Source organism: Fodinicurvata sediminis DSM 21159, assembly GCF_000420625.1.
Taxonomy (GTDB): domain Bacteria; phylum Pseudomonadota; class Alphaproteobacteria; order Kiloniellales; family DSM-21159; genus Fodinicurvata; species Fodinicurvata sediminis.
Window position 1 is genome coordinate 225,878 of the sequence record NZ_ATVH01000015.1, and the last position, 18,192, is coordinate 244,069.

Genomic DNA, 18,192 nt, shown 5'->3' on the forward strand with positions numbered 1-18,192 from the left:
GAACCCGCAAACCATAACCGGAACAAGGCTTACCCAACATGTCCATGTCATTCGAGTTTCCCTATCCCTCGCAGCGCATGCCGGTCATGGCGCGCAACATGGTGGCAACCTCGCAACCGCTGGCCTCTCAGGCCGGGGTGCGGATGCTGCTGCAGGGCGGCAACGCCATTGATGCGGCGCTGGCGACCGCCATCGCGCTGACGGTGGTCGAGCCGACGGGCAATGGGCTGGGCAGTGATGCCTTCGCCATCCTGCATGACGGGAACGAACTGCATGGCCTCAATGCGTCGGGTCGGGCGCCCGCCGCCTGGACGCCGGAACGTTTTGCCGGACAGGACGCCATGCCGGAGCGCGGTTGGGATTCGGTGACCGTTCCGGGCGCCGTTTCGGCCTGGGTCTCGCTGTCGGAACGTTTTGGCCGCCTGCCCTTCGAGGCTCTGTTCGAGCCGGCGATAACCTATGCCGAAAAGGGCTATGCCGTCAGTCCGATCATTGCCCAGCTCTGGGCCAATGGAGCCAAGGTGCTGAAGGAGCAGCCGGGCTTTGCCGAGGCCTTCATGCCGGAGGGGCGGGCGCCGAAAGCAGGCGAACTGTACAGCAATGCCGCCATGGGGCGCAGCCTGCGTTTGATTGCCGAGACACGCGGACAGGCCTTCTATCGCGGGGAATTGGCAGAGAAGATGGCGGCCTTTGCCGGACGGCATGGTGGCGCGCTGAGCGTGGAAGACCTGGCCTCGCATGAACCATTCTGGTGCGGCACTGTCAGCAAGGACTATCACGGTGTGGAAGCCCACGAGATCCCGCCGAATGGACAGGGGATCGCTGCCTTGATCGCGCTTGGGATTCTGGAGCACACCGCCGTGTGCGACCACGGTGTGGATTCGGTTGCCGGCCTGCATCTGCAGATTGAGGCGATGAAGCTGGCTCTGGCCGAGGTCTACGCCCATGTGGGAGATCCGGAAACGATGGAGATCCCCCCGGAGCAGATGCTGGAGCCGGATTATCTCAAGGCACGGGCGAAGGAGATCGATCCGAAGAGAGCGGGAGACCCGGGGCATGCCATCCCGCGGCCGGGCGGCACGGTCTATATCACCGCGGCGGATGCCAGCGGCTCGATGGTGTCCTTCATCCAGTCGAACTACTCCGGATTCGGGTCCGGTGTCGTGGTGCCCGAGACGGGCATCAGCCTGCAGAACCGCGGCTCCGGCTTCCGGCTTGATGCCAATCACCCCAATTGCGTGGGGCCGCGCAAGCTGCCCTTCCACACCATCATTCCCGGCTTCCTGACGCGCGGTGGAGAGCCACTGACCAGCTATGGCGTGATGGGCGGCCCCATGCAGGCCCAGGGGCATGTCCAGATGGTCCTGCGCATGCTGGATTATGGCCAAACTCCGCAGACCGCCAGCGATGCCCCCCGCTGGCGCGTGACCGGCGGGCGTCGGGTGGCGATGGAGCAGAGCTTCCCGGCCGAAACCCTGGAGGGGCTGAAGACCATGGGACACGAGATCAGCGTGGAGCCACCCGAAGCGGCTTTCGGGTTCGGGGGTGCGCAGCTGATCCACCGCATGGACAATGGCATCTACATCGCCGGCTCCGACCACCGCAAGGATGGCCAGGCCGTCGGTTTCTAGGCGGCACGGCCATATTCCAGGCGGCGAGGCCATAGGCCTGCGTATCGCGTCATGGCTGCAAAGCGATAAAGTTCAACCAGAGGCGATATGGACAAAGCCTTTTCAGTTCCGTAGCTTGCAGTGCGGACAGAGTATTACCGATAAGAAGAAGGAGGCATTATGTCTGTAGCAAGAAACATCTCACTGGGCCTGGCTGCCACGGCACTGGGGACCATGACCCTGGCCGGCAGTGCTGCAGCCCAGGACCGTGACCTGACGGTGGTCGGCTGGGGTGGTTCCTACCAGGACCAGCAGGGAATCGCCTATTTCGAACCCTTTACCGAAGAGACCGGCATTCCCATCCTGGAGGAAAGCTTCAACGGCGGCCTTTCGAACATCATGTCCATGGTCGAGACCGATTCGGTGGTCTGGGACGTGGTGCAGCTTGAGGATCCCGAACTTCAGCGTGCCTGCCAGCAGGGTTATCTCGAGCGCCTGCCCTGGGACGAAATCGGTGGTCGTGATGACTTCATCGACGGCGGATCGAGTGAGTGCGGTGCCGGAACCATCGTCTGGTCGATCGTCAACGCCTACAACACGGAACAGGTCGAAGGCACGCCAAGCGGCTGGGATGACTTCTTCAATGTCGAGGAATTCCCGGGCAAGCGTGGCCTGCGCCGCGGTGCCAAGTTCAATCTCGAACTGGCTCTGATGGCCGATGGTGTCGCGCCTGAAGACGTCTATGAGACCTTGAGCACGGAAGAAGGTGTGGACCGGGCGTTTGCCAAGCTGGATGAACTGAAAGAGCATATCCAGTGGTGGGAAGCCGGTGCGCAGCCGCCGGAGTGGGTGTCTTCGGGTGATGTCGCCATGACCACTGCCTACAACGGCCGCATCGACAAGGCGCAGACCGAGGGCCAGCCGGTGGACATCGCATGGGAAGGCCAGATCTATGCCATTGATTCCTGGGCGATCATCAGCGGTTCGCCCAACAAGGACGAGGCGGTTGAGTTCATCAAGTATGTCAGCGAGCCCGAGAACATGTCTCGCTTGCAGCAGCACATCGCCTATGGGCCGACCAAGGAAGCGGCCTTTGAGTCGGTTCCCGAGGAGATGGCGCCACGCCTGCCGACAGCGCCAAAGAACTTGGAAGGGGCGCTGCTGAACAGCACCGAATTCTGGGTGGACAATCAGGAGCGCCTGGACCGGCGTTTCAACGCCTGGGCCTCTCAGTAAGCAAAAGCCTGTAACCTGCCGGGCGGTCAGGAGACATCCTGACCGCCCGTTTTATCGGAGTCTTCGTCCATGGCGGACTCGACCGCGGATCTCAAGCAAAGGCTTCGCCGGACCGAGCGGCGCCGGCGGCTTGGTTCGCTGGGGCTCTTTGCGCCTTCGGTGATCTTCCTGCTGATCTTCTTTGCCCTGCCCATCGCACTGATGCTCTATCGTGCGGTGCAGAATCCGGAAGTGGCCAACACCTTTCCGGAAACAATGGCGGCCATCCAGCAGTGGGATGGCGAGGGCATGCCCGAAGAGGCCATCGTCGCCCAGTTTGCAACGGAACTGCGGGACGCCCGGGAAGAGCGCCAGCTTTCGGCTCCGGGCCGGCGCCTTGACTACGAGGTTGTCGGCTATCGCGGCCTCTTGCGGGCTACGGCCTTTGGTCTGCCCGATGGAGAACCGGAGGCAAGTTGGACCGACACACTCATAGAGATCGATCCGCGCTGGGAGGAGAGCAAGTACTGGCAGGCCCTCAAGGAGAATGCCAGTCCCTTCACCCTGGATTACGTGCTGACGGCCCTGGATCTGGAATTTGCCGAGGATGGTAGTCTGCAGTGGGTTTCGGATCAGCAGGCCATCTATCTGGATCTGTACGAACGCACACTCTGGATGGCCTTCGTTATCACGTCAGCAGCCCTGTTGCTCGGCTATCCCATAGCCTATCTTATGACCAATTCCTCGCGGATGGTGCAGGGTATTCTGCTGGTCCTGGTTCTGCTGCCCTTCTGGACATCCTTGCTTGTACGCACGGCCTCCTGGATGGTGCTGCTCTCGCGCACGGGGCCGGTCAATACATTGCTGGTCAACCTGGGGCTGACCGATGCGCCCCTTGAACTGCTCTACAACAGGTTTGGCGTCTATGTGGGCATGATCCACATATTGCTGCCTTTCATGATCATGCCGCTTTATGCCGTGATGCGCGGAATCCCGCATTCCCACATGCGGGCGGCGGCTTCGCTGGGTGCTCCGCCCCTGCGCGCCTTCCGCCGGGTCTATCTGCCACAGACCATGCCGGGAATTGCCGCCGGCTGCCTGCTAGTCTTCATCCTGGCCATCGGATTCTACATCACGCCCGCACTTCTGGGTGGCAACGATGACCAGATGATCAGCTATTTCATCGCCTATCACACCAACGAGACCCTCAACTGGGGTCTGGCCGCAGCGCTGGGCGTGATCCTGTTGGTGATGATCTTCGTGCTCTACGCCATTTTCACGCGCCTGACCGGTACAGGCCGCATCCAGATGGGGACGTGAGGAAAGACATGGCTGCACCCTCCTATGCAACCAAGCCCCAGGTCGCCGGCCACTATGGCCTGCGCATCTTCGTGGCCCTGGTCTGTGTCTTCCTGGTCGCACCGATCTTCGCGATCATTCCCCTGTCCTTCAGCTCGGGCACCTTCCTGTCCTATCCCATGCCGGGGTTCTCCCTGCGCTGGTACGAGGAGGTACTGGCGCCGCGGCCCTGGATGTTCACCCTGCGCAACAGCCTGTTTGTCGCGATCGGGGCCACGCTCTTCTCCACGACCCTGGGAACGCTGGCCGCGCTGGCCATGGCGCGCAAGAACCTGCGCAGTCTGCCGGTGATCAATGCCTTCCTGCTTTCGCCGATGATCGTGCCTCTGATCATAACGGCGGTCGGGCTCTACTTCTTCTTTGCCCAGCTGGGACTGACCAACAGCTTCACCGGCCTGATCATTGCGCACACGGCGCTCTGTCTGCCATTCGTGCTGGTCACAGTGGCGGCAACCCTTGAGGGGTTCGATGGAACGCTGGTCCGGGCAGCTCAGAGCTTGGGGGCTCCGCCGCTGACGGTGTTCCGCCGCGTCATCCTGCCCATCATCTCGCCAGGCGTGGCGTCAGGGGCGCTCTTCGCCTTTGCGATTTCCTTCGATGAGGTGGTGGTGGCGGTGTTCCTGGCCGGACCAACCCAGAGAACCTTGCCGAAACAGATGTTCTCGGGCCTGCGCGAGAATATCGATCCCTCGATCCTGGCCATGGCCACCCTTTTGGTGGTGATGGCCACAGGCCTGATGATCGTGGCTGGACTGCTGAAGCGGCGCAGCGAGCGCATGCGCGGGCTGTCCGGATAAGCCCGGGGCCCGCAAGGGTCATTTCATCCTGAAACGGGACGCGCCTGGCTTGGGCAGCCGGCTCAGGCGGAATCCAGCGCCCGACAGGCATCGGCTCGCCAGCCGATGCGAACTTTGTCTCCGACCTTGAGCGCTGCTCGTTCCTCGGTGTTCGGGACCTGGATTACGAACTCCTCGTCACCTCCGAAGGCCACCCCGACCCGGACATGGTCGCCCATGAAGATGGTTTCGCGGATTTCGGCTTCGAAGACATTGTCATAGCCCTCGGCGGCCTCGCCCAGGCGAACCCGTTCCGGGCGTACGGAGAGCGTCGTGCGGCTGCCCGGTCCGTCGGTCCGGATATCCAGTGCCTTGACGCGATTGACGCCGTCATCCAGCTGCACGATGCAATACTCGCCTTCACTGCTTTCCACCTTGCCCTTAAGGCGATTGTTCTTGCCGATGAAGCCGGCGACAAAGGCATTCTCGGGAGCATTGTAGAGGGTGTCCGGACCGGCGAGCTGCTGAATTTCCCCGGCCTCGAAGACGGCCACCCGGTCCGACATGGTCAGAGCCTCGGCCTGGTCGTGGGTGACGTAGACCATGGTGACACCAAGCTGCTCGTGGATATGCTTCAGTTCGATCTGCATTTCCTCGCGCAGGTTCTTGTCCAGGGCCCCCAGAGGCTCGTCCAGCAAGATCAGCTTCGGTTCGAAGACCAGGGCGCGTGCCACGGCGACACGTTGCTGCTGTCCGCCCGATAGTTGGGTCGGTTTGCGATTGCCGAAGCCTTGCAGGCGGACGATTTCGAGCGCCTTTTCCACGCTCTTCTCGGCTTCCTTGCGGGAGACGCCGCGTACATCCAGGGGAAAGCGCAGGTTCTCGGCGACAGACATGTGCGGGAAAAGGGCATAGTTTTGGAAGACCACGCCGATATCGCGCTTGTAGGGAGGAACCCGGGTGATCTCCTTCCCACCGATCTTTATGGTCCCGCCAGTGGGTGTTTCGAATCCCGCCAGCATCATCAGAACCGTGGTCTTGCCGGACCCCGAAGGTCCAAGCAGCGTGAGGAATTCGCCGCACTGGATGTCCAGGTTGAGGCCTTCGATGACCAGGGTCTCGCCGTCATAGGTCTTGGAGACATCCTGAATTTCGACCAGTGTGTCCCTGTCGCTGTGGCTTTCGCTGCTATCCATCTCGGCCGTTGCGGTCTTGTTCATTGTCGTGTCCATGCCCTGTTCTCGGAGTCTGGGTATAGCTGCAGGAGCTTTGCGGTCTCCGCTAGTCCTGTCGATTCTTGTGACAGGGACGCCGGACCGCGTGAAGCGATCCGACGTCCGAGGCGCTAGAGGTACCCAATCTTCGAACTGCGGTCAAATCCGGCGGCAGCCGGGAAACCGAACAACAGAAAGGTTTATCCGCCCTGGTTCTCTGAAGATTTCTGCTGGCGCAGAACCACCTGACCCTCAGGGTCCAGATAGACGTAATGGGCGTCGGGATAGCTGGGCAGTCCGAGACCAAAGGCCCCTTCGCCGCAGCTTTCCTCATCGTCGGCGACCAGCAGGCGCAGCAATCCGTTGTGGAATTCGGGAAGGCGCACGTTGTGGCAGGGGGCCAGGTTCGGCAGCCGCTCCGGCACGAAGGCCACCTGACCCTGCGTGTCGATAAAAGCCAGTACGGACGGCCCGTCCTCCGACAGCTTTGCCTTGACGGGGGCACGTCCACTGTGGAATGCGCCGCCCATCTCGATTTCGGCTTCCTGGCCTGTTTCAGGATCGTGGACCTTTTCAATCGCGAAATCCTCCAGGTCCATGTACAGGGTTGTGAAGGCTTCGATGGAGACCGGAGCCAGCCCCTCGGAAAAAGACCGCGCGGATTCCAGCGTCCATTTACGCGGCAGGACCAGGCGGCCCGTCGGATCTATGAAGCCGGCGCCCCCCCTTTGCGATTCGGCGGGCGCCAGGCCGTCGACGAAATTCCCGGCGTCGGCGAATTCAGCCGGAATGGCGACCTCACCCTGGCTGTCGAGCCAGCCGTAATGCCATTCCAGGTCTTCGCTCCAGGAGAACCAGGCCAGCCCTTCCGAGAAGTTGCCCAGTCCAGCCAGTTCCTCACCGTTCGGAAGGGAGGGGCGATGGAGACCGCCGTCGCGATCAACGAAGAGATACTCGGGTTCGCTGGTGAAGATTTCGGCGGCAGCACAACCTTCCGAGAACAGCTCGAAGGGGGAGGAGGAAATGCGTACGTCCCCAACGGTGGTGTAGGAGGGGTTCTCGTATGTGGTTTCCAGCACATGGTTTCCCGAACGGTCGATGATACCCCAGCGCTGCCCGGTGCCGACAGCCGCCCGGCCTTCCGAGAAGTCGTCGGCCTGCTCCCACTGCGGTTCTATGACCCAGTTTCCGTCCCAGTCGACATAGCCCCACTTGCCATCTCGTGGCATCGGGTAGAGCGGCTCGCCTTCAGCCTCCACCGGCTGACCACAAGGCAGGGGGCCTTCGGTCGAGGCCTTCTGTGCTGCACTGGCCGAGGGTCCTCCCAGGACCTGGTAGAGTTCACCCTGACAACTGCCTTCTGGGCCGCCACCTTCCAGGCAGGCGCGCAACTGGTTCTTGACCTCGGATTCCAGGTCCGCCGCTGAAGGATCGACAAGGAAGCTCAGGGGCTTCTCAGCCAGCTGCGGGTTCGGATTGTGAAGATAGGTGAATTCCAGGCGACAGGAATCGCCTTCGGGCCCCAAGACCTCATAGCGCACGACGGCGCCCGTCCCTTCGCTGGTGGTGTATTCACCCGTTTCGCAGGCGGCCACCTTGCCCAGGTAGTGCTCCTGGGTTGGATGCCAAGTTTGCGGCTCTTCGGTTTCGGCGAATGCTGCTGTGGTGCAGACCAGAAACGGCAAGCACAAGGCCAGGTGTTTCTTGCGCATGGTCTTTGTCCTCTTGTTGTGGATGCGTCGATGCTTTTCGGAACACAAGGCCAGGGGTTCGGCAGGCAGTTCCCAACCAGAACAACTTGCTGGTTGGGAACTGCCTGGCCTAGCCATGCAAGGCTACTGGACGTCGATGATCGCCCGGCTGAGCACCTTCCGGCCCGGTATGTCGAGCAGGCGGAATTCGTACCGCCCAGCTTCTTCGGGCAGGGTGAAGCTGAGTGGTGGGCCATCCGATGCCGATTGCACCTCGATCCAGGTGAAATCGGCCTGGTCGGCCTGAGCCAGCGCAATTCGCTGGTCCCCGCTTTCGGTGTCCGCCGACCAGGAGATTTCGATGGTCTCGCCGGCGGCGGCCGTTTCCGGAACCTCCAGCGATCCGCCAGTGTCCAGAGCAGCCGTTTCATCCACCACTTCCAGCATGTGCCGAGCAAGGGTCCGCTTGCCTTCGTTGAGGATGTAGCGGATTTCGTACATGCCGGTCTCGGCAGGTGCCGGGAGCTTGGCTTCGTCCTTGGACTGAACACGCTCATATTCACCGTAGGAGCCTTCCTCGGCTCCCATGGGGACGACGGTGACGTAATCGCGCGGATGCGGCACCGTTCCCGACCAGCTAACGGTGATTTCGTCGCCGGCCCGAATGGTATCCGGCCCGCTCAGTTCCATCCCGGCCTCGACAATCTCGATTTCGGTCGAGGCGAGTGGCTGCCTTCCCTCGTTCAGGATATAGCGGACTTCATAGAGACCTGTTTCGGCGGGCGCCTGGAGCTTGCCTTCGTTGTCGTCATTGACGCGGACATAGTCCAGGTAGGCGTCATCCTCGGCACCCATGGGGACGATGGTGACGTAATCCCGCGGATGGACGTTGCCCGTCCAGCTGACCGGGAAGCTGGAGCCGACGATCGCGCTTCCCGGAGCACTTACCGTGGCTTCAGGTTCCGTGATCTCGATTTCTGTGGAGGCGAGTGACTGCCGTCCCTCGTTCAGGATATAGCGGACTTCATAGAGGCCGGTCTCTGCTGGTGCCTGCAGCTTTCCCGCGTTGTCGTTGTTGACACGAACATAGTCCATGTAGGCGTCTTCTTCGGCGCCCATGGGGACGATGGTGACATAATCCCGGGGATGTATGTTGCCCGTCCAACTGATCTCGAAGGTAGAACCGGCGGTGGCTTTCTCTGGGGCGCTTACCGTGGCTTCGGGCTCCGTGATCTCGATTTCGACCGAGGCAAGCGGTTTCCTGCCCTCGTTCAGGACATAGCGGACTTCGTAGAGCCCTGTTTCGGCGGGTGCCTGCAGCTTTCCCTCGTTGTCGTCATTGACGCGGACATAGTCCATATATTCGTCGTCCGCGGCGCCCATGGGGACGATGGTGACGTAATCCCGGGGGTGCACATTGCCCGTCCAACTGATCTCGAAGGTGGCGCCGGCAGTGGCATTCTCCGGGGCGGACACCGTGACGTCTGGCTCGGTGATCTCGATCTCGTCGGATGCCAGGGTGCGTCCGCCTTCGTCCAGGACATAGCGGACTTCATAGACGCCAGTCTCGGCGGGCGCCTGAAGTTGTCCCTCACTGTCTTCCTTCACACGGGTGTAGTCAGTGTAGGCACCCTCCTCGGCGCCCATGGGTACGATTGTCACGTAATCCTTGGGATGGACATTTCCTGTCCAGGAGACGGAAAAGGCCTCACCTGTGATGGCCGATTCCGGTGCGCTGACGGTCACTTCGGGGTCGGTGATCTCGATTTCAGCAGATGCAAGTGTGCTATCGTCTTCGTCGCGGATATAGCGAACCTCGAACAACCCCGTTTCACCGGGCGCACGAAGGCTGCCCTCATTCTCCTCCTTGACGCGGAAGTAGTTGGTGTAGCTGCCCTCTTCGGCGCCTGCGGGCACGATTGTGATGTAGTCCTTGGGCTGTTGCGTTTCCGCCTGCCAGCTGACGGGCAGGCTCGCGCCGCTGTCCGCGGTTTCGGGTGCGGTCAACTCGACTTCTGGGGCAGGCTCAGGTTCCGGCTCGGGCTCCGGGGTCTTGGCCACGGTTGCGCCCACCTTGCTCAAGGCCGTGCCGAGTTCAGCCGCATCCCCGGCTGGAAGGAAACGGCCGCCAGTGCGTTCGGCGATGCAGGCCACGGCGTCCTGTTCCTCGTCTTTCAGGTCGAAGCCGACCACATGGGCCGTGAAGCCGACGCCCATGCGCTCCAGGTCATCGGCCAGGGCACAGGGGTCGCGGCGGCAGGTTTCAATACCATCCGTGATCACGACCAGGGTTGCCGGATTGTCGCGATAAGCCAGTGTTTCTGCGGCCTGCTCGATGGAATCGGTCAGCGGAGTCTTACCGCGCGGCGAAATGCCCTGGATCTTCGAAAAGAAGGCCTCGCGCTCATAGGGGCCGGGCTCGATCAGGGTTTCGATGTCCTTGCAATCCGCTTCCCGTCGATGGCCATAAGCCATCAGACCGACATTGGTGCCTTCGGTCCAGTCTCCCATCAGGCTGTCCATGGCCTCTCGGGCAATCTCGATCTTGGCGGTGCCATCGATCTGTCCCCACATGGAATTGGAGCCATCGAACACCACCATGACATCCTCGGCAGCCAAGGCCGGTGCCGCGGCCAGAAACCCTACTGTGGCGGCGAGCAGTGTTTTGCGCATTTGCATACTTCCCCTGTTTTCCTGTTCCTTGCGGACACTGGCGACCTTGCTCCCGCAAAGACGAGGCCCTCGGCACGATAACATGCCTGGGCAAGGTTCATGATGCCCCGTTTGTTTTGAGGGGGAAGCAAAAAAACCCCGGCGAATGGCCGGGGTTTCAGTTGGGATGAGTCCGAGATGGACTCGCTTATGGGGAACTGCCTATATGGCCAAGTACTGGTCACGCAGTTCCTGATTATCCAGGACTTCCTGAGAGCTTCCGTCGAAAACGATCTGGCCATTGTCCATGATGATGGCACGGTCGGCCAGTTTCAGGGCCGCAATGGCATTCTGTTCTACGATGATGGTGGTGATGCCCAGGGCCTTCACGTTCTGAAGGGTCTTTTCGATCTCCTGGACAATGACGGGGGCCAAGCCTTCGTAAGGCTCATCGAGAAGCAGAAGCTTGATATCCCGTGCCAGAGCACGACCGATGGCCAGCATCTGCTGCTCTCCGCCGGACAGGGTTGTCGCTTCCTGTTCCTTGCGTTCGCCCAACCTTGGGAAAAGCTCGTAGATGCGCTCGATGGTCCAGCCGTGAGGTTCCGCGATCTGGGCCAATTCCAGGTTCTGCTCGACCGTGAGGCCGGGCAGGATGCGACGGTCCTCCAGCACCAACTGCAGCCCCAGACGGGCAGCCTGCCAGGATTTCATCTCGTGGAGCGGTTGGTGGTCAAGCCAGATTTCCCCGCCATGCAGTTCCGGATCATCCATGCGGGCCAGGGTGCGTAATGTCGAGGTCTTGCCTGCGCCGTTGCGGCCCAGAAGGGCGACGATCTCGCCTTCGCGAACGTCGATATTGACCCCTTGCACAATATAGCTTTCGCCGTAGTAGGCATGGATGTCCCAGGCTGAGAAAAAGGCTGGAGCGGAGCCCCGCGCCGTGACGGGTTTGCTGGTGGGCACATTTGCCGTGCTCATAGCTGCTCTCCTCCCAGGTAGGCTTCCTTGACCTTGGGGTCGTTGCGGACTTCCTCGGGGGTGCCCTGCGCGATGATGGCCCCCTGAGCCAGCACGCTGATCCGGTCGGCCAGGCTGAACACCACGTGCATGTCGTGTTCGATGATGACCTTGGTCATACCCTGTTCCTTGATGCTTTTCAGCAGGTCGATGGTGCGGTTGGTGTCGTGCCGCGACATGCCGGCCGTGGGTTCGTCAAGCAGCACAAGCTTGGGATGCTGGACCAGGCACATGGCCAGTTCCAGGCGTCGCTTGTCGCCACGTGACATGGACTTGGCCAACTGGTCCTTGTGCTCGATCAACCCCAGGTCTTTCAGCATGTGTTCGGCAGACTCACGAAGTTCCACTTCGTGATAGAGGCTCTTGAGGATGCTCATGTTGAATTGGCCGTCGCGCTTGGCCAGTGCCGGGACCATGGCATTCTGCAGCAGAGTGAGGTCGGGGAAGATCTCCGGTGTCTGGAAGACTCGGGCGACCCCCATTTGGTTGATCTCATAGGGGCGCTTGCCGGTTAGCTCCTGGCCGTTGAATTTCACGTGGCCCCGGCTCGGAGGCAGGCGTCCGACGATCACGTTCAGCAGCGTCGACTTTCCGGCGCCGTTGGGGCCGATGATGGCATTCACCGTGCCTTCCTCAATCTGAAGATTGATATCGCTGAGTGCGCGGAGGCCGCCGAAGTTCTTGTCGACATCGGATACATCCAGAACGACTTTACTCATGGGTCAGGCCTCCTCTGCCGAAGTTTGCTTTGACTTCGACTGGTGATCGCGTCTCTGCCGCCCATGGCGGATCAGTCGCCAGATGCGTTGCAGTCCTTCCATCATGCCACCGGGCAGGAAGATCACGATCAGCATGAAGACCAGCCCCAGGGTCAGGTGCCAGCCATCGCCCACGAAAAGGCCCAGGAAGGTGGCCACACCCTCGGCCATCCAGTCGGGCAGGAAAGAGAAGGTGTTCGTCAGCATATTCTCGTTGAAGGCCGAGAAGATATTCTCGAAGTACTTGATGATGCCCGCGCCGAGCAGGGGACCGATCAGGGTGCCTGCACCGCCGAGGATGGTCATCAGGACCACCTCGCCGGAGGCCGTCCACTGCATGCGTTCGGCTCCGGCCAGGGGGTCGGTGACCGCCATCAACGAGCCGGCCAGTCCGGCATACATTCCCGAGATCACGAAGGTCGTCATCAGGAAGGGACGTGTGTTGTATCCGGTGTAGCTCATCCGGGTCTGGTTGGACTTGATGGCCCGCAGCTTCAGTCCGAAGGACGAGCGGAAGATCCTGAGCGCGATGAAGAAGACGATGATCATCACGGCCGCGCAGATGTAGAAACCGTAGAAGCCGGCCGAGGTGATTCCGAACAGGTTGGGAAACGGCAGGGAACTGGTGGCCTCGATCCCGAACATGCGATCGAGGATGCGCGGATCCTGCTGGCTGAGCTGCAAGCCGGTTTCACCGTTCGTTATCGGAGTCAGCACGGAATAGGCCAGGTTATAGGCCATTTGGGCGAAGGCCAGCGTCAGGATGGCGAAATAGATGCCGGCCCGGCGCAGGCAGACGTAGCCGACCACCACCGCAAAGAGTCCGGACATCAGCGTGCCGAAGATGATGGCCGGGATCACGTTCATGGACAGCAGCTTGAACGACCAGACGGCGGCATAGGAGCCGATACCAAGGAAGGCGGCGTGCCCGAAGGACAGGTAGCCTGTCAGACCAAACAGCAGATTGTAGCCGATGGCCAGGATGCCGAAGATCATGAACTTCTGTAACAGTCCCGGATAGGCGGCCCCGAAGGGTTGTAGCCAGAGCGGCATGGTCAGGATGACGGCCGAGAAGACCAGCATGTAGATCAGGTCCTGTCGGGGAGAGGCCAAGTTTGCATTTATCATTGTTCAGCTCTCCATCACGCCACGCCGTCCCAACAGGCCACGCGGACGGGTCAGAAGGATCACGACGGCAACAAGGTAGATGATGATCTGGTCGATGCCCGGAAAGATATCCTTCACCGCGGTCATCGAGGCGAAGGAATGCAGCAGCCCCAGCAGGAAGCCGGCTGCCACGGCCCCGGGCAGGGAGCCCATGCCGCCGACCACGACAACCACGAAGGAAATCACCAGGAACTCCATGCCCATGTGATAGTCCGGGGGCAGGATGGGTGTGTACATCACACCGGCAAGACCGGCGACAATGGCGGCGATGCCGAAGACGATCGTGAAACGCTTCTCGATGTTTATGCCTAGCAGTTCCACGGTTTCGCGGTCGGCCATGCCGGCGCGGACCACCATGCCGTAGGTGGTGAAGTGCAGGAAGGAAAAGACCAGGCCGATGACGATCAGTGAAAAGAGCAGGTAGATCAGGCGCCACCAGGGATAGGATATGGTTTCGCCGATCCCGAAGATCATGCTCAGGTCCGCCGATCCGGAAATGACGTCCGGTGTCGACTGCGGAATCGGGTTGGCCCCGAACATGAGCTTGAGAATCTCTTGCAGAACAATAGCCAGGCCGAAGGTGACCAGAATCTGTTCGGCGTGAGAGCGCCGGTAGAAGTGGCGAATCAGGCCACGCTCCATGACCACGCCGATCAGCAACATTACGGGAATCGCGATCAATATGGACAGCGGAACCGACCAGTTGATGATCTGGCTGCCCACATCACCGAACCAGAGCTCTAGGTAGGGCGTTTCCTTGTAGGCATCGAACATCGTTACGGACTCGTCCTTCACCCTGACCGAAAGGCTCAGGAGTTTGTTGAGAGTCACCGCAACGAAGGCGCCTAGCATGAAAAGGGCGCCGTGGGCAAAATTCACCACGCCGAGCGTGCCGAACACGAGGGTTAGGCCAAGTGCTATCAGGGCATAGGCCCCGCCCTTGTCCAGACCGTTCAGGATCTGAAGGAGTATCGCGTCCATGGGTCAACCGCGCTAATGGAACAGACTGTTGGGTTGGAAAGCGCGTGCGGGGAGTGCCAGAAGCACTCCCCGCACGCTGCCGAGTGCGTTACTCGCCCGGCTTGTAGGGGCCGAGCTCGCCGCCCCACTTGTCGGCGGGGTACTCGACCTGCGAACGCGGAACCTGCTGAACGACCTCGAGGATGTCGAACTCGCTCTCGGGGTTCGCCTTACCACGCACCACCAGGACATCCTTGAAGCACTGATGGTCCTCGGCGCGATACAGCGTGGGTCCATTGCCCATGCCGTCGAACTCGAAGCCTTCCAGCGAGCGGATGACCTCCCACGGTGCGAATGTGCCGGCCATCTCACAGGCATTGGCATAGAGCAGCGCCTGCACGTAGCAGGTGTGCGCCGCCTGGGACGGCGGGAAGCCGTACTCCTGGCCGAAGGACTTGACGAAGGCCTGGGAGCCTTCGTCCTGCAGCGACCAGTGCCAGTTGGAGGTGCCCAAAATGCCCTTGGCCGCATCACCGGCACCCTGTGCCATCAGGCGGGAATAGAGCGGCACCACGATGGCGAAGTCCTTGCCGTTGGCCACGCGCTCCTTCATGCCGAACTGCACCGCCTGGGTCAGGGAGTTCACCATGTCGTTGCCGTAGTGATTCAGGATCAGCACGTCGGCATCGGAGTCCTGGACCGGCGTCAGGTACTGCGAGAAGTCGCCGGCACCCACCGGGGTCTTGACCGTCTCCACGGTCTCCCAACCGATGTTCTCGGTGGCGTCCCGGATCGACTCCTCCTGGGTCCAGCCCCAGGTGTAGTCGGCCGTCAGGTGGTAGGCCTTGCGGTCGTTGCCGTACTCGTCCTCAAGGATCGGCGCCAGGGCCTGACCGGACATGTAGGCATTGAAGAAGTGGCGGAAGCCGTAGCGACGCTTGTCCTTGCCCGTGGTGTCGTTGGAGTGGGTCAGGCCGGCCATGAAGATGACGCCCATCTCCTGACAGAGGCTCTGCACGGCAATGGCCACACCGGAGGAGGAGCCTCCGGTCACCATGGCCACGTTGTCGCGTTCGATCATGCGGCGGGCCGAGGAACGTGCGGCGTCGGACTTGGTCTGGGTGTCACCGGTCACGTACTCGACCTTCTTGCCCAGGATGCCGTTTCCGGTGAGTTCGCTGGGCTGCATGGTGTTGAGCATGCCGCCATCACCTTCGCCGTTCAGGTGCTTTACGGCCAGCTCGTAGGCGCGCAGCTCGTCGGCGCCCTCGTCGGAATAGGGACCGGTCTGCGGTACGTTGAAGCCGAGAACGACGCTGCTGTTGTTACCGGGATCGCCCGGAAATTCCTGGGCGTGAGCGTTGCGAATAAAGTGCAGGGGCGCTACGCCGCCGAACATCAGGGCGCCTGTGGTGGCGGCCGTGCCTGCGAGGACGGAGCGCCTCGATACCTTCATGGAATCCTTGGATTTCGACATCTGTATTTCCTCCCTCATCCTGTCACGGATGCTGTTTATTGGAGTGCGCGGCCGGCTGTTGTGCGCGGAAGTTTATTACCCGGCCAAACGCCAGCATGAAATTTTCCTGTTAACAAATCAATAAAGTTTTGATTATAAAAACTTTTTCTGTAAAAATAATTTCGAGAAGAATGAAAAGTTGTAAATTTTGTGAAAGAGAAGGCCTGCTATGTCCCGCCAGATACCCATCGGCCATCGCCTGCGGCGCCATCGCAAGGACCATGGCCTGACCCAGATGGCCCTGGCTGAAGCCGTTGGCATCTCCCCATCCTACCTGAACCTGATCGAGCACAATCGACGTGCCATCGGGGGCAGTCTGCTTGTGCGGCTGGCCGAGGCCTTGGAGCTGGAACCGGGAAGCCTGTCGGGCTCGGAAGAAGGGCGTCTTGTGTCGGACCTGGGCGAGATGACGGCCGATCCGGTCTTCGAGGAGGCGCCCCTGGACACGAAGGAGTTCTCGTCCGCCGTGGCCAATACGCCGGCCATGGTGAAGGCGCTGATGACGCTTTACCGCGCCTATCGCAGTTCGCTGGACGAGGTCGACATCCTGTCAGAGCGTCTCAGCCACGACCCTTTCCTGGCCGATGCCAGCCATTCCGTTCTGACCCGGATCACGGCCATCCGGACAGTGGCTGAAATCTTTCACAGCTATGACGACTTGCCGTCCGAGAAGCGGGCTCACTTCAACCAGACCCTGATACGGGAATCCGAACGCCTGGCCGAGTCGGCCACGGAGATCTTCAACTTCCTGGAGCGCGGTGCCGCCGGACGGCGGGCGGTCAATCCGGCCGAGGAAGTGGATGATCTGCTTTACGATCACGACAACTACTTTCCGGAGCTGGAAACGCGTGCAGGCGAGCTTCAGCATTCCGTGGATCCGGAGGGCGGTGTGTTCCTGACGGATCTGATCCTGCATCTGGAAGCACGGCATGACGTGCGTGTCGAACGTCTGTCGTCCGGCAACCTGCCCGCGCGGGGCTATCGCTGGGATCCGCAGGAGCGTGTGCTGCAGTTGTCGCGTGCCCTGCCCATCACCTCGTCGCGCTTCCTGGCGGCGCGCCTGATCTGTCGCCTGGAGGCCGGAGAGGAGATCGAGGCGCTCGTGCGCAGTGCACGCCTGACCACCGATATGGCGCGTGAGCGCGCGCGCGAGGCCCTGGTGTCCTATGCCGCGGCAGCCCTGCTGTTTCCCTATGATGCCTTCCGCGAAGCCGCCCTGGAGTTGCGCCATGACATCGAGATGCTGCAGCAACGCTTTGCAGCCAGTTGGGAACAGGTCTGCCACCGCCTGACCACCTTGCGTCATCCCGGCCGTGAGGGTGTGCCTTTCCACTTCCTGCGCACTGACATTGCCGGCAACATCTCGAAACGTTTCTCGGCCTCGGGCCTGCAGTTACCGCGCTACAGCGGGGCGTGCCCGCGCTGGGCTGTGCACGAGGCCTACCTGACTCCGGACCGGCTGGTGACGCAGTATGTGCGCCTGCCGGACAACACGACCTATCTTTTCGTCGCCCGCGCCGTGCGTCGCGGCGGTGGCGGCTATTGGGCCCCGCAGGCCGTGCATTCGGTGATGATCGGCTGCGATACTGCATTTGCCAAGGATATCGTTTACGCTGACGGACTGCCGTTGGACAATCCCGAGGCGGCCGTGCCCGTGGGAGTGGGCTGCCGTCAGTGTCCGCGCGAGGATTGCCTGCAGCGCGCCTACGACCAGGCTGAACCGGGCCTGGAGGTTGGCGCGACCTGAAATCGGCTATTATAACCTAGGCGCGAACGCGCTAGACTAGGGCACAGAACAAGAATGCGGCCAAAAAAGGCCGGCACCAGCAAGGGGGGCAACTTGGCCCGAAAATCCACGGTCCTGATTGCAGAGGACGAGCATACGATCGCGGAGTCCCTGAGCTTCCTGATGGAGAAACAGGGTTTCTCGGTCGGCGTCGCCAAGGACGGCGCGTGTGCCATCGAAATGGCGATTCGGGATGTGCCGGATATCCTGCTTCTGGATATCATGATGCCGGGTTGCGACGGCTTCGAGGTGGTTCGCACCCTGCGCGGCGATGCAAGGACACGCGAGATTCCCATTATCATGCTGACCGCGCGTATCCGCGAGGTGGACCGCCGCAAAGGAATCGAACTGGGTGTGGACGATTTCGTCACCAAACCCTTTTCCACCACGGACGTGGTGGCCCGGGTGAAGGCCCTGCTGTCACCGGAAGCCGACTGAGCGTTGGAAGCATTGAGCGGCCAGAAAGGT

General features: G+C 61.3%; 14 protein-coding genes. 6 read left to right on the forward strand and 8 right to left on the reverse strand.

The window, feature by feature from the left end:
- Positions 1 to 38: 38 nt before the first annotated feature.
- The 4 genes from G502_RS0111515 to G502_RS0111530 all read left to right on the forward strand — a co-directional run bounded on the left by G502_RS0111515 (position 39) and on the right by G502_RS0111530 (position 4,981).
- Positions 39 to 1,631 carry a gamma-glutamyltransferase family protein gene (locus tag G502_RS0111515; RefSeq protein WP_022728821.1) on the forward strand — a complete coding sequence of 531 codons (1,593 nt, stop codon included), beginning with the start codon at positions 39 to 41 and terminating at the stop codon, positions 1,629 to 1,631.
- Between the two features lie 159 nt (positions 1,632 to 1,790).
- Complete coding sequence (locus G502_RS0111520; RefSeq protein ID WP_022728822.1) at positions 1,791 to 2,846, forward strand: ABC transporter substrate-binding protein; 1,056 nt, start codon at positions 1,791 to 1,793, stop codon at positions 2,844 to 2,846.
- A 69-nt stretch (positions 2,847 to 2,915) separates the two neighbouring features.
- The gene (locus G502_RS0111525) at positions 2,916 to 4,145 is read left to right on the forward strand and encodes an ABC transporter permease (RefSeq protein WP_022728823.1); all 1,230 of its coding nucleotides are present in this window, start codon (positions 2,916 to 2,918) and stop codon (positions 4,143 to 4,145) included.
- An 8-nt stretch (positions 4,146 to 4,153) separates the two neighbouring features.
- On the forward strand, positions 4,154 to 4,981 hold the full coding sequence (locus tag G502_RS0111530; RefSeq protein ID WP_022728824.1) for an ABC transporter permease: 828 nt from the start codon (positions 4,154 to 4,156) through the stop codon (positions 4,979 to 4,981).
- Between the two features lie 62 nt (positions 4,982 to 5,043).
- Here G502_RS0111530 and G502_RS0111535 read toward each other — a convergent pair whose 3' ends face one another.
- The 8 genes from G502_RS0111535 to G502_RS0111570 form a co-directional block, all read right to left on the reverse strand.
- Positions 5,044 to 6,192, reverse strand: coding sequence for an ABC transporter ATP-binding protein (locus G502_RS0111535; RefSeq protein WP_322098905.1), 1,149 nt, complete (start codon positions 6,190 to 6,192; stop codon positions 5,044 to 5,046).
- Positions 6,193 to 6,374: 182 nt separating this feature from the next.
- Complete coding sequence (locus tag G502_RS0111540; protein ID WP_022728826.1) at positions 6,375 to 7,886, reverse strand: WG repeat-containing protein; 1,512 nt, start codon at positions 7,884 to 7,886, stop codon at positions 6,375 to 6,377.
- Positions 7,887 to 8,009: 123 nt separating this feature from the next.
- On the reverse strand, positions 8,010 to 10,538 hold the full coding sequence (locus G502_RS21525; RefSeq protein WP_162140975.1) for a VWA domain-containing protein: 2,529 nt from the start codon (positions 10,536 to 10,538) through the stop codon (positions 8,010 to 8,012).
- A gap of 201 nt (positions 10,539 to 10,739) precedes the next feature.
- Positions 10,740 to 11,498, reverse strand: coding sequence for an ABC transporter ATP-binding protein (locus G502_RS0111550; RefSeq protein ID WP_022728828.1), 759 nt, complete (start codon positions 11,496 to 11,498; stop codon positions 10,740 to 10,742).
- The gene (locus tag G502_RS0111555) at positions 11,495 to 12,256 is read right to left on the reverse strand and encodes an ABC transporter ATP-binding protein (protein ID WP_022728829.1); all 762 of its coding nucleotides are present in this window, start codon (positions 12,254 to 12,256) and stop codon (positions 11,495 to 11,497) included. The genes G502_RS0111550 and G502_RS0111555 overlap by 4 nt, the downstream gene beginning before the upstream one ends.
- A gap of 3 nt (positions 12,257 to 12,259) precedes the next feature.
- Positions 12,260 to 13,423: a branched-chain amino acid ABC transporter permease gene (locus G502_RS0111560; protein ID WP_026989382.1), complete on the reverse strand. Its 1,164-nt coding sequence runs from the start codon at positions 13,421 to 13,423 to the stop codon at positions 12,260 to 12,262.
- Positions 13,424 to 13,426: 3 nt separating this feature from the next.
- Positions 13,427 to 14,443, reverse strand: a complete 1,017-nt coding sequence (locus tag G502_RS0111565) for a branched-chain amino acid ABC transporter permease (RefSeq protein ID WP_022728831.1) — start codon at positions 14,441 to 14,443, stop codon at positions 13,427 to 13,429.
- Positions 14,444 to 14,531: 88 nt separating this feature from the next.
- Positions 14,532 to 15,899: a substrate-binding protein gene (locus G502_RS0111570; protein ID WP_022728832.1), complete on the reverse strand. Its 1,368-nt coding sequence runs from the start codon at positions 15,897 to 15,899 to the stop codon at positions 14,532 to 14,534.
- Positions 15,900 to 16,107: 208 nt separating this feature from the next.
- Between G502_RS0111570 and G502_RS0111575 the strand changes: the two genes are divergently transcribed.
- Together G502_RS0111575 and G502_RS0111580 are read left to right on the forward strand one after the other, a co-directional pair.
- Entirely contained in the window at positions 16,108 to 17,685 is a 1,578-nt protein-coding gene (locus G502_RS0111575) for a helix-turn-helix domain-containing protein (protein ID WP_022728833.1), read from the forward strand.
- Between the two features lie 93 nt (positions 17,686 to 17,778).
- Entirely contained in the window at positions 17,779 to 18,162 is a 384-nt protein-coding gene (locus G502_RS0111580) for a response regulator transcription factor (protein ID WP_245560756.1), read from the forward strand.
- The last annotated feature ends 30 nt before the right edge of the window (positions 18,163 to 18,192 follow it).

Bases quoted from the DNA above. Each gene is read 5' to 3' on its own strand.
- G502_RS0111515 (WP_022728821.1), top strand. From the start codon at position 39: ATGTCCATGTCATTCGAGTTTCCCTATCCCTCGCAGCGCATGCCGGTC.
- G502_RS0111520 (WP_022728822.1), top strand. From the start codon at position 1,791: ATGTCTGTAGCAAGAAACATCTCACTGGGCCTGGCTGCCACGGCACTG.
- G502_RS0111525 (WP_022728823.1), top strand. From the start codon at position 2,916: ATGGCGGACTCGACCGCGGATCTCAAGCAAAGGCTTCGCCGGACCGAG.
- G502_RS0111530 (WP_022728824.1), top strand. From the start codon at position 4,154: ATGGCTGCACCCTCCTATGCAACCAAGCCCCAGGTCGCCGGCCACTAT.
- G502_RS0111535 (WP_322098905.1), bottom strand. From the start codon at position 6,192: ATGGACACGACAATGAACAAGACCGCAACGGCCGAGATGGATAGCAGC.
- G502_RS0111540 (WP_022728826.1), bottom strand. From the start codon at position 7,886: ATGCGCAAGAAACACCTGGCCTTGTGCTTGCCGTTTCTGGTCTGCACC.
- G502_RS21525 (WP_162140975.1), bottom strand. From the start codon at position 10,538: ATGCGCAAAACACTGCTCGCCGCCACAGTAGGGTTTCTGGCCGCGGCA.
- G502_RS0111550 (WP_022728828.1), bottom strand. From the start codon at position 11,498: ATGAGCACGGCAAATGTGCCCACCAGCAAACCCGTCACGGCGCGGGGC.
- G502_RS0111555 (WP_022728829.1), bottom strand. From the start codon at position 12,256: ATGAGTAAAGTCGTTCTGGATGTATCCGATGTCGACAAGAACTTCGGC.
- G502_RS0111560 (WP_026989382.1), bottom strand. From the start codon at position 13,423: ATGATAAATGCAAACTTGGCCTCTCCCCGACAGGACCTGATCTACATG.
- G502_RS0111565 (WP_022728831.1), bottom strand. From the start codon at position 14,443: ATGGACGCGATACTCCTTCAGATCCTGAACGGTCTGGACAAGGGCGGG.
- G502_RS0111570 (WP_022728832.1), bottom strand. From the start codon at position 15,899: ATGTCGAAATCCAAGGATTCCATGAAGGTATCGAGGCGCTCCGTCCTC.
- G502_RS0111575 (WP_022728833.1), top strand. From the start codon at position 16,108: ATGTCCCGCCAGATACCCATCGGCCATCGCCTGCGGCGCCATCGCAAG.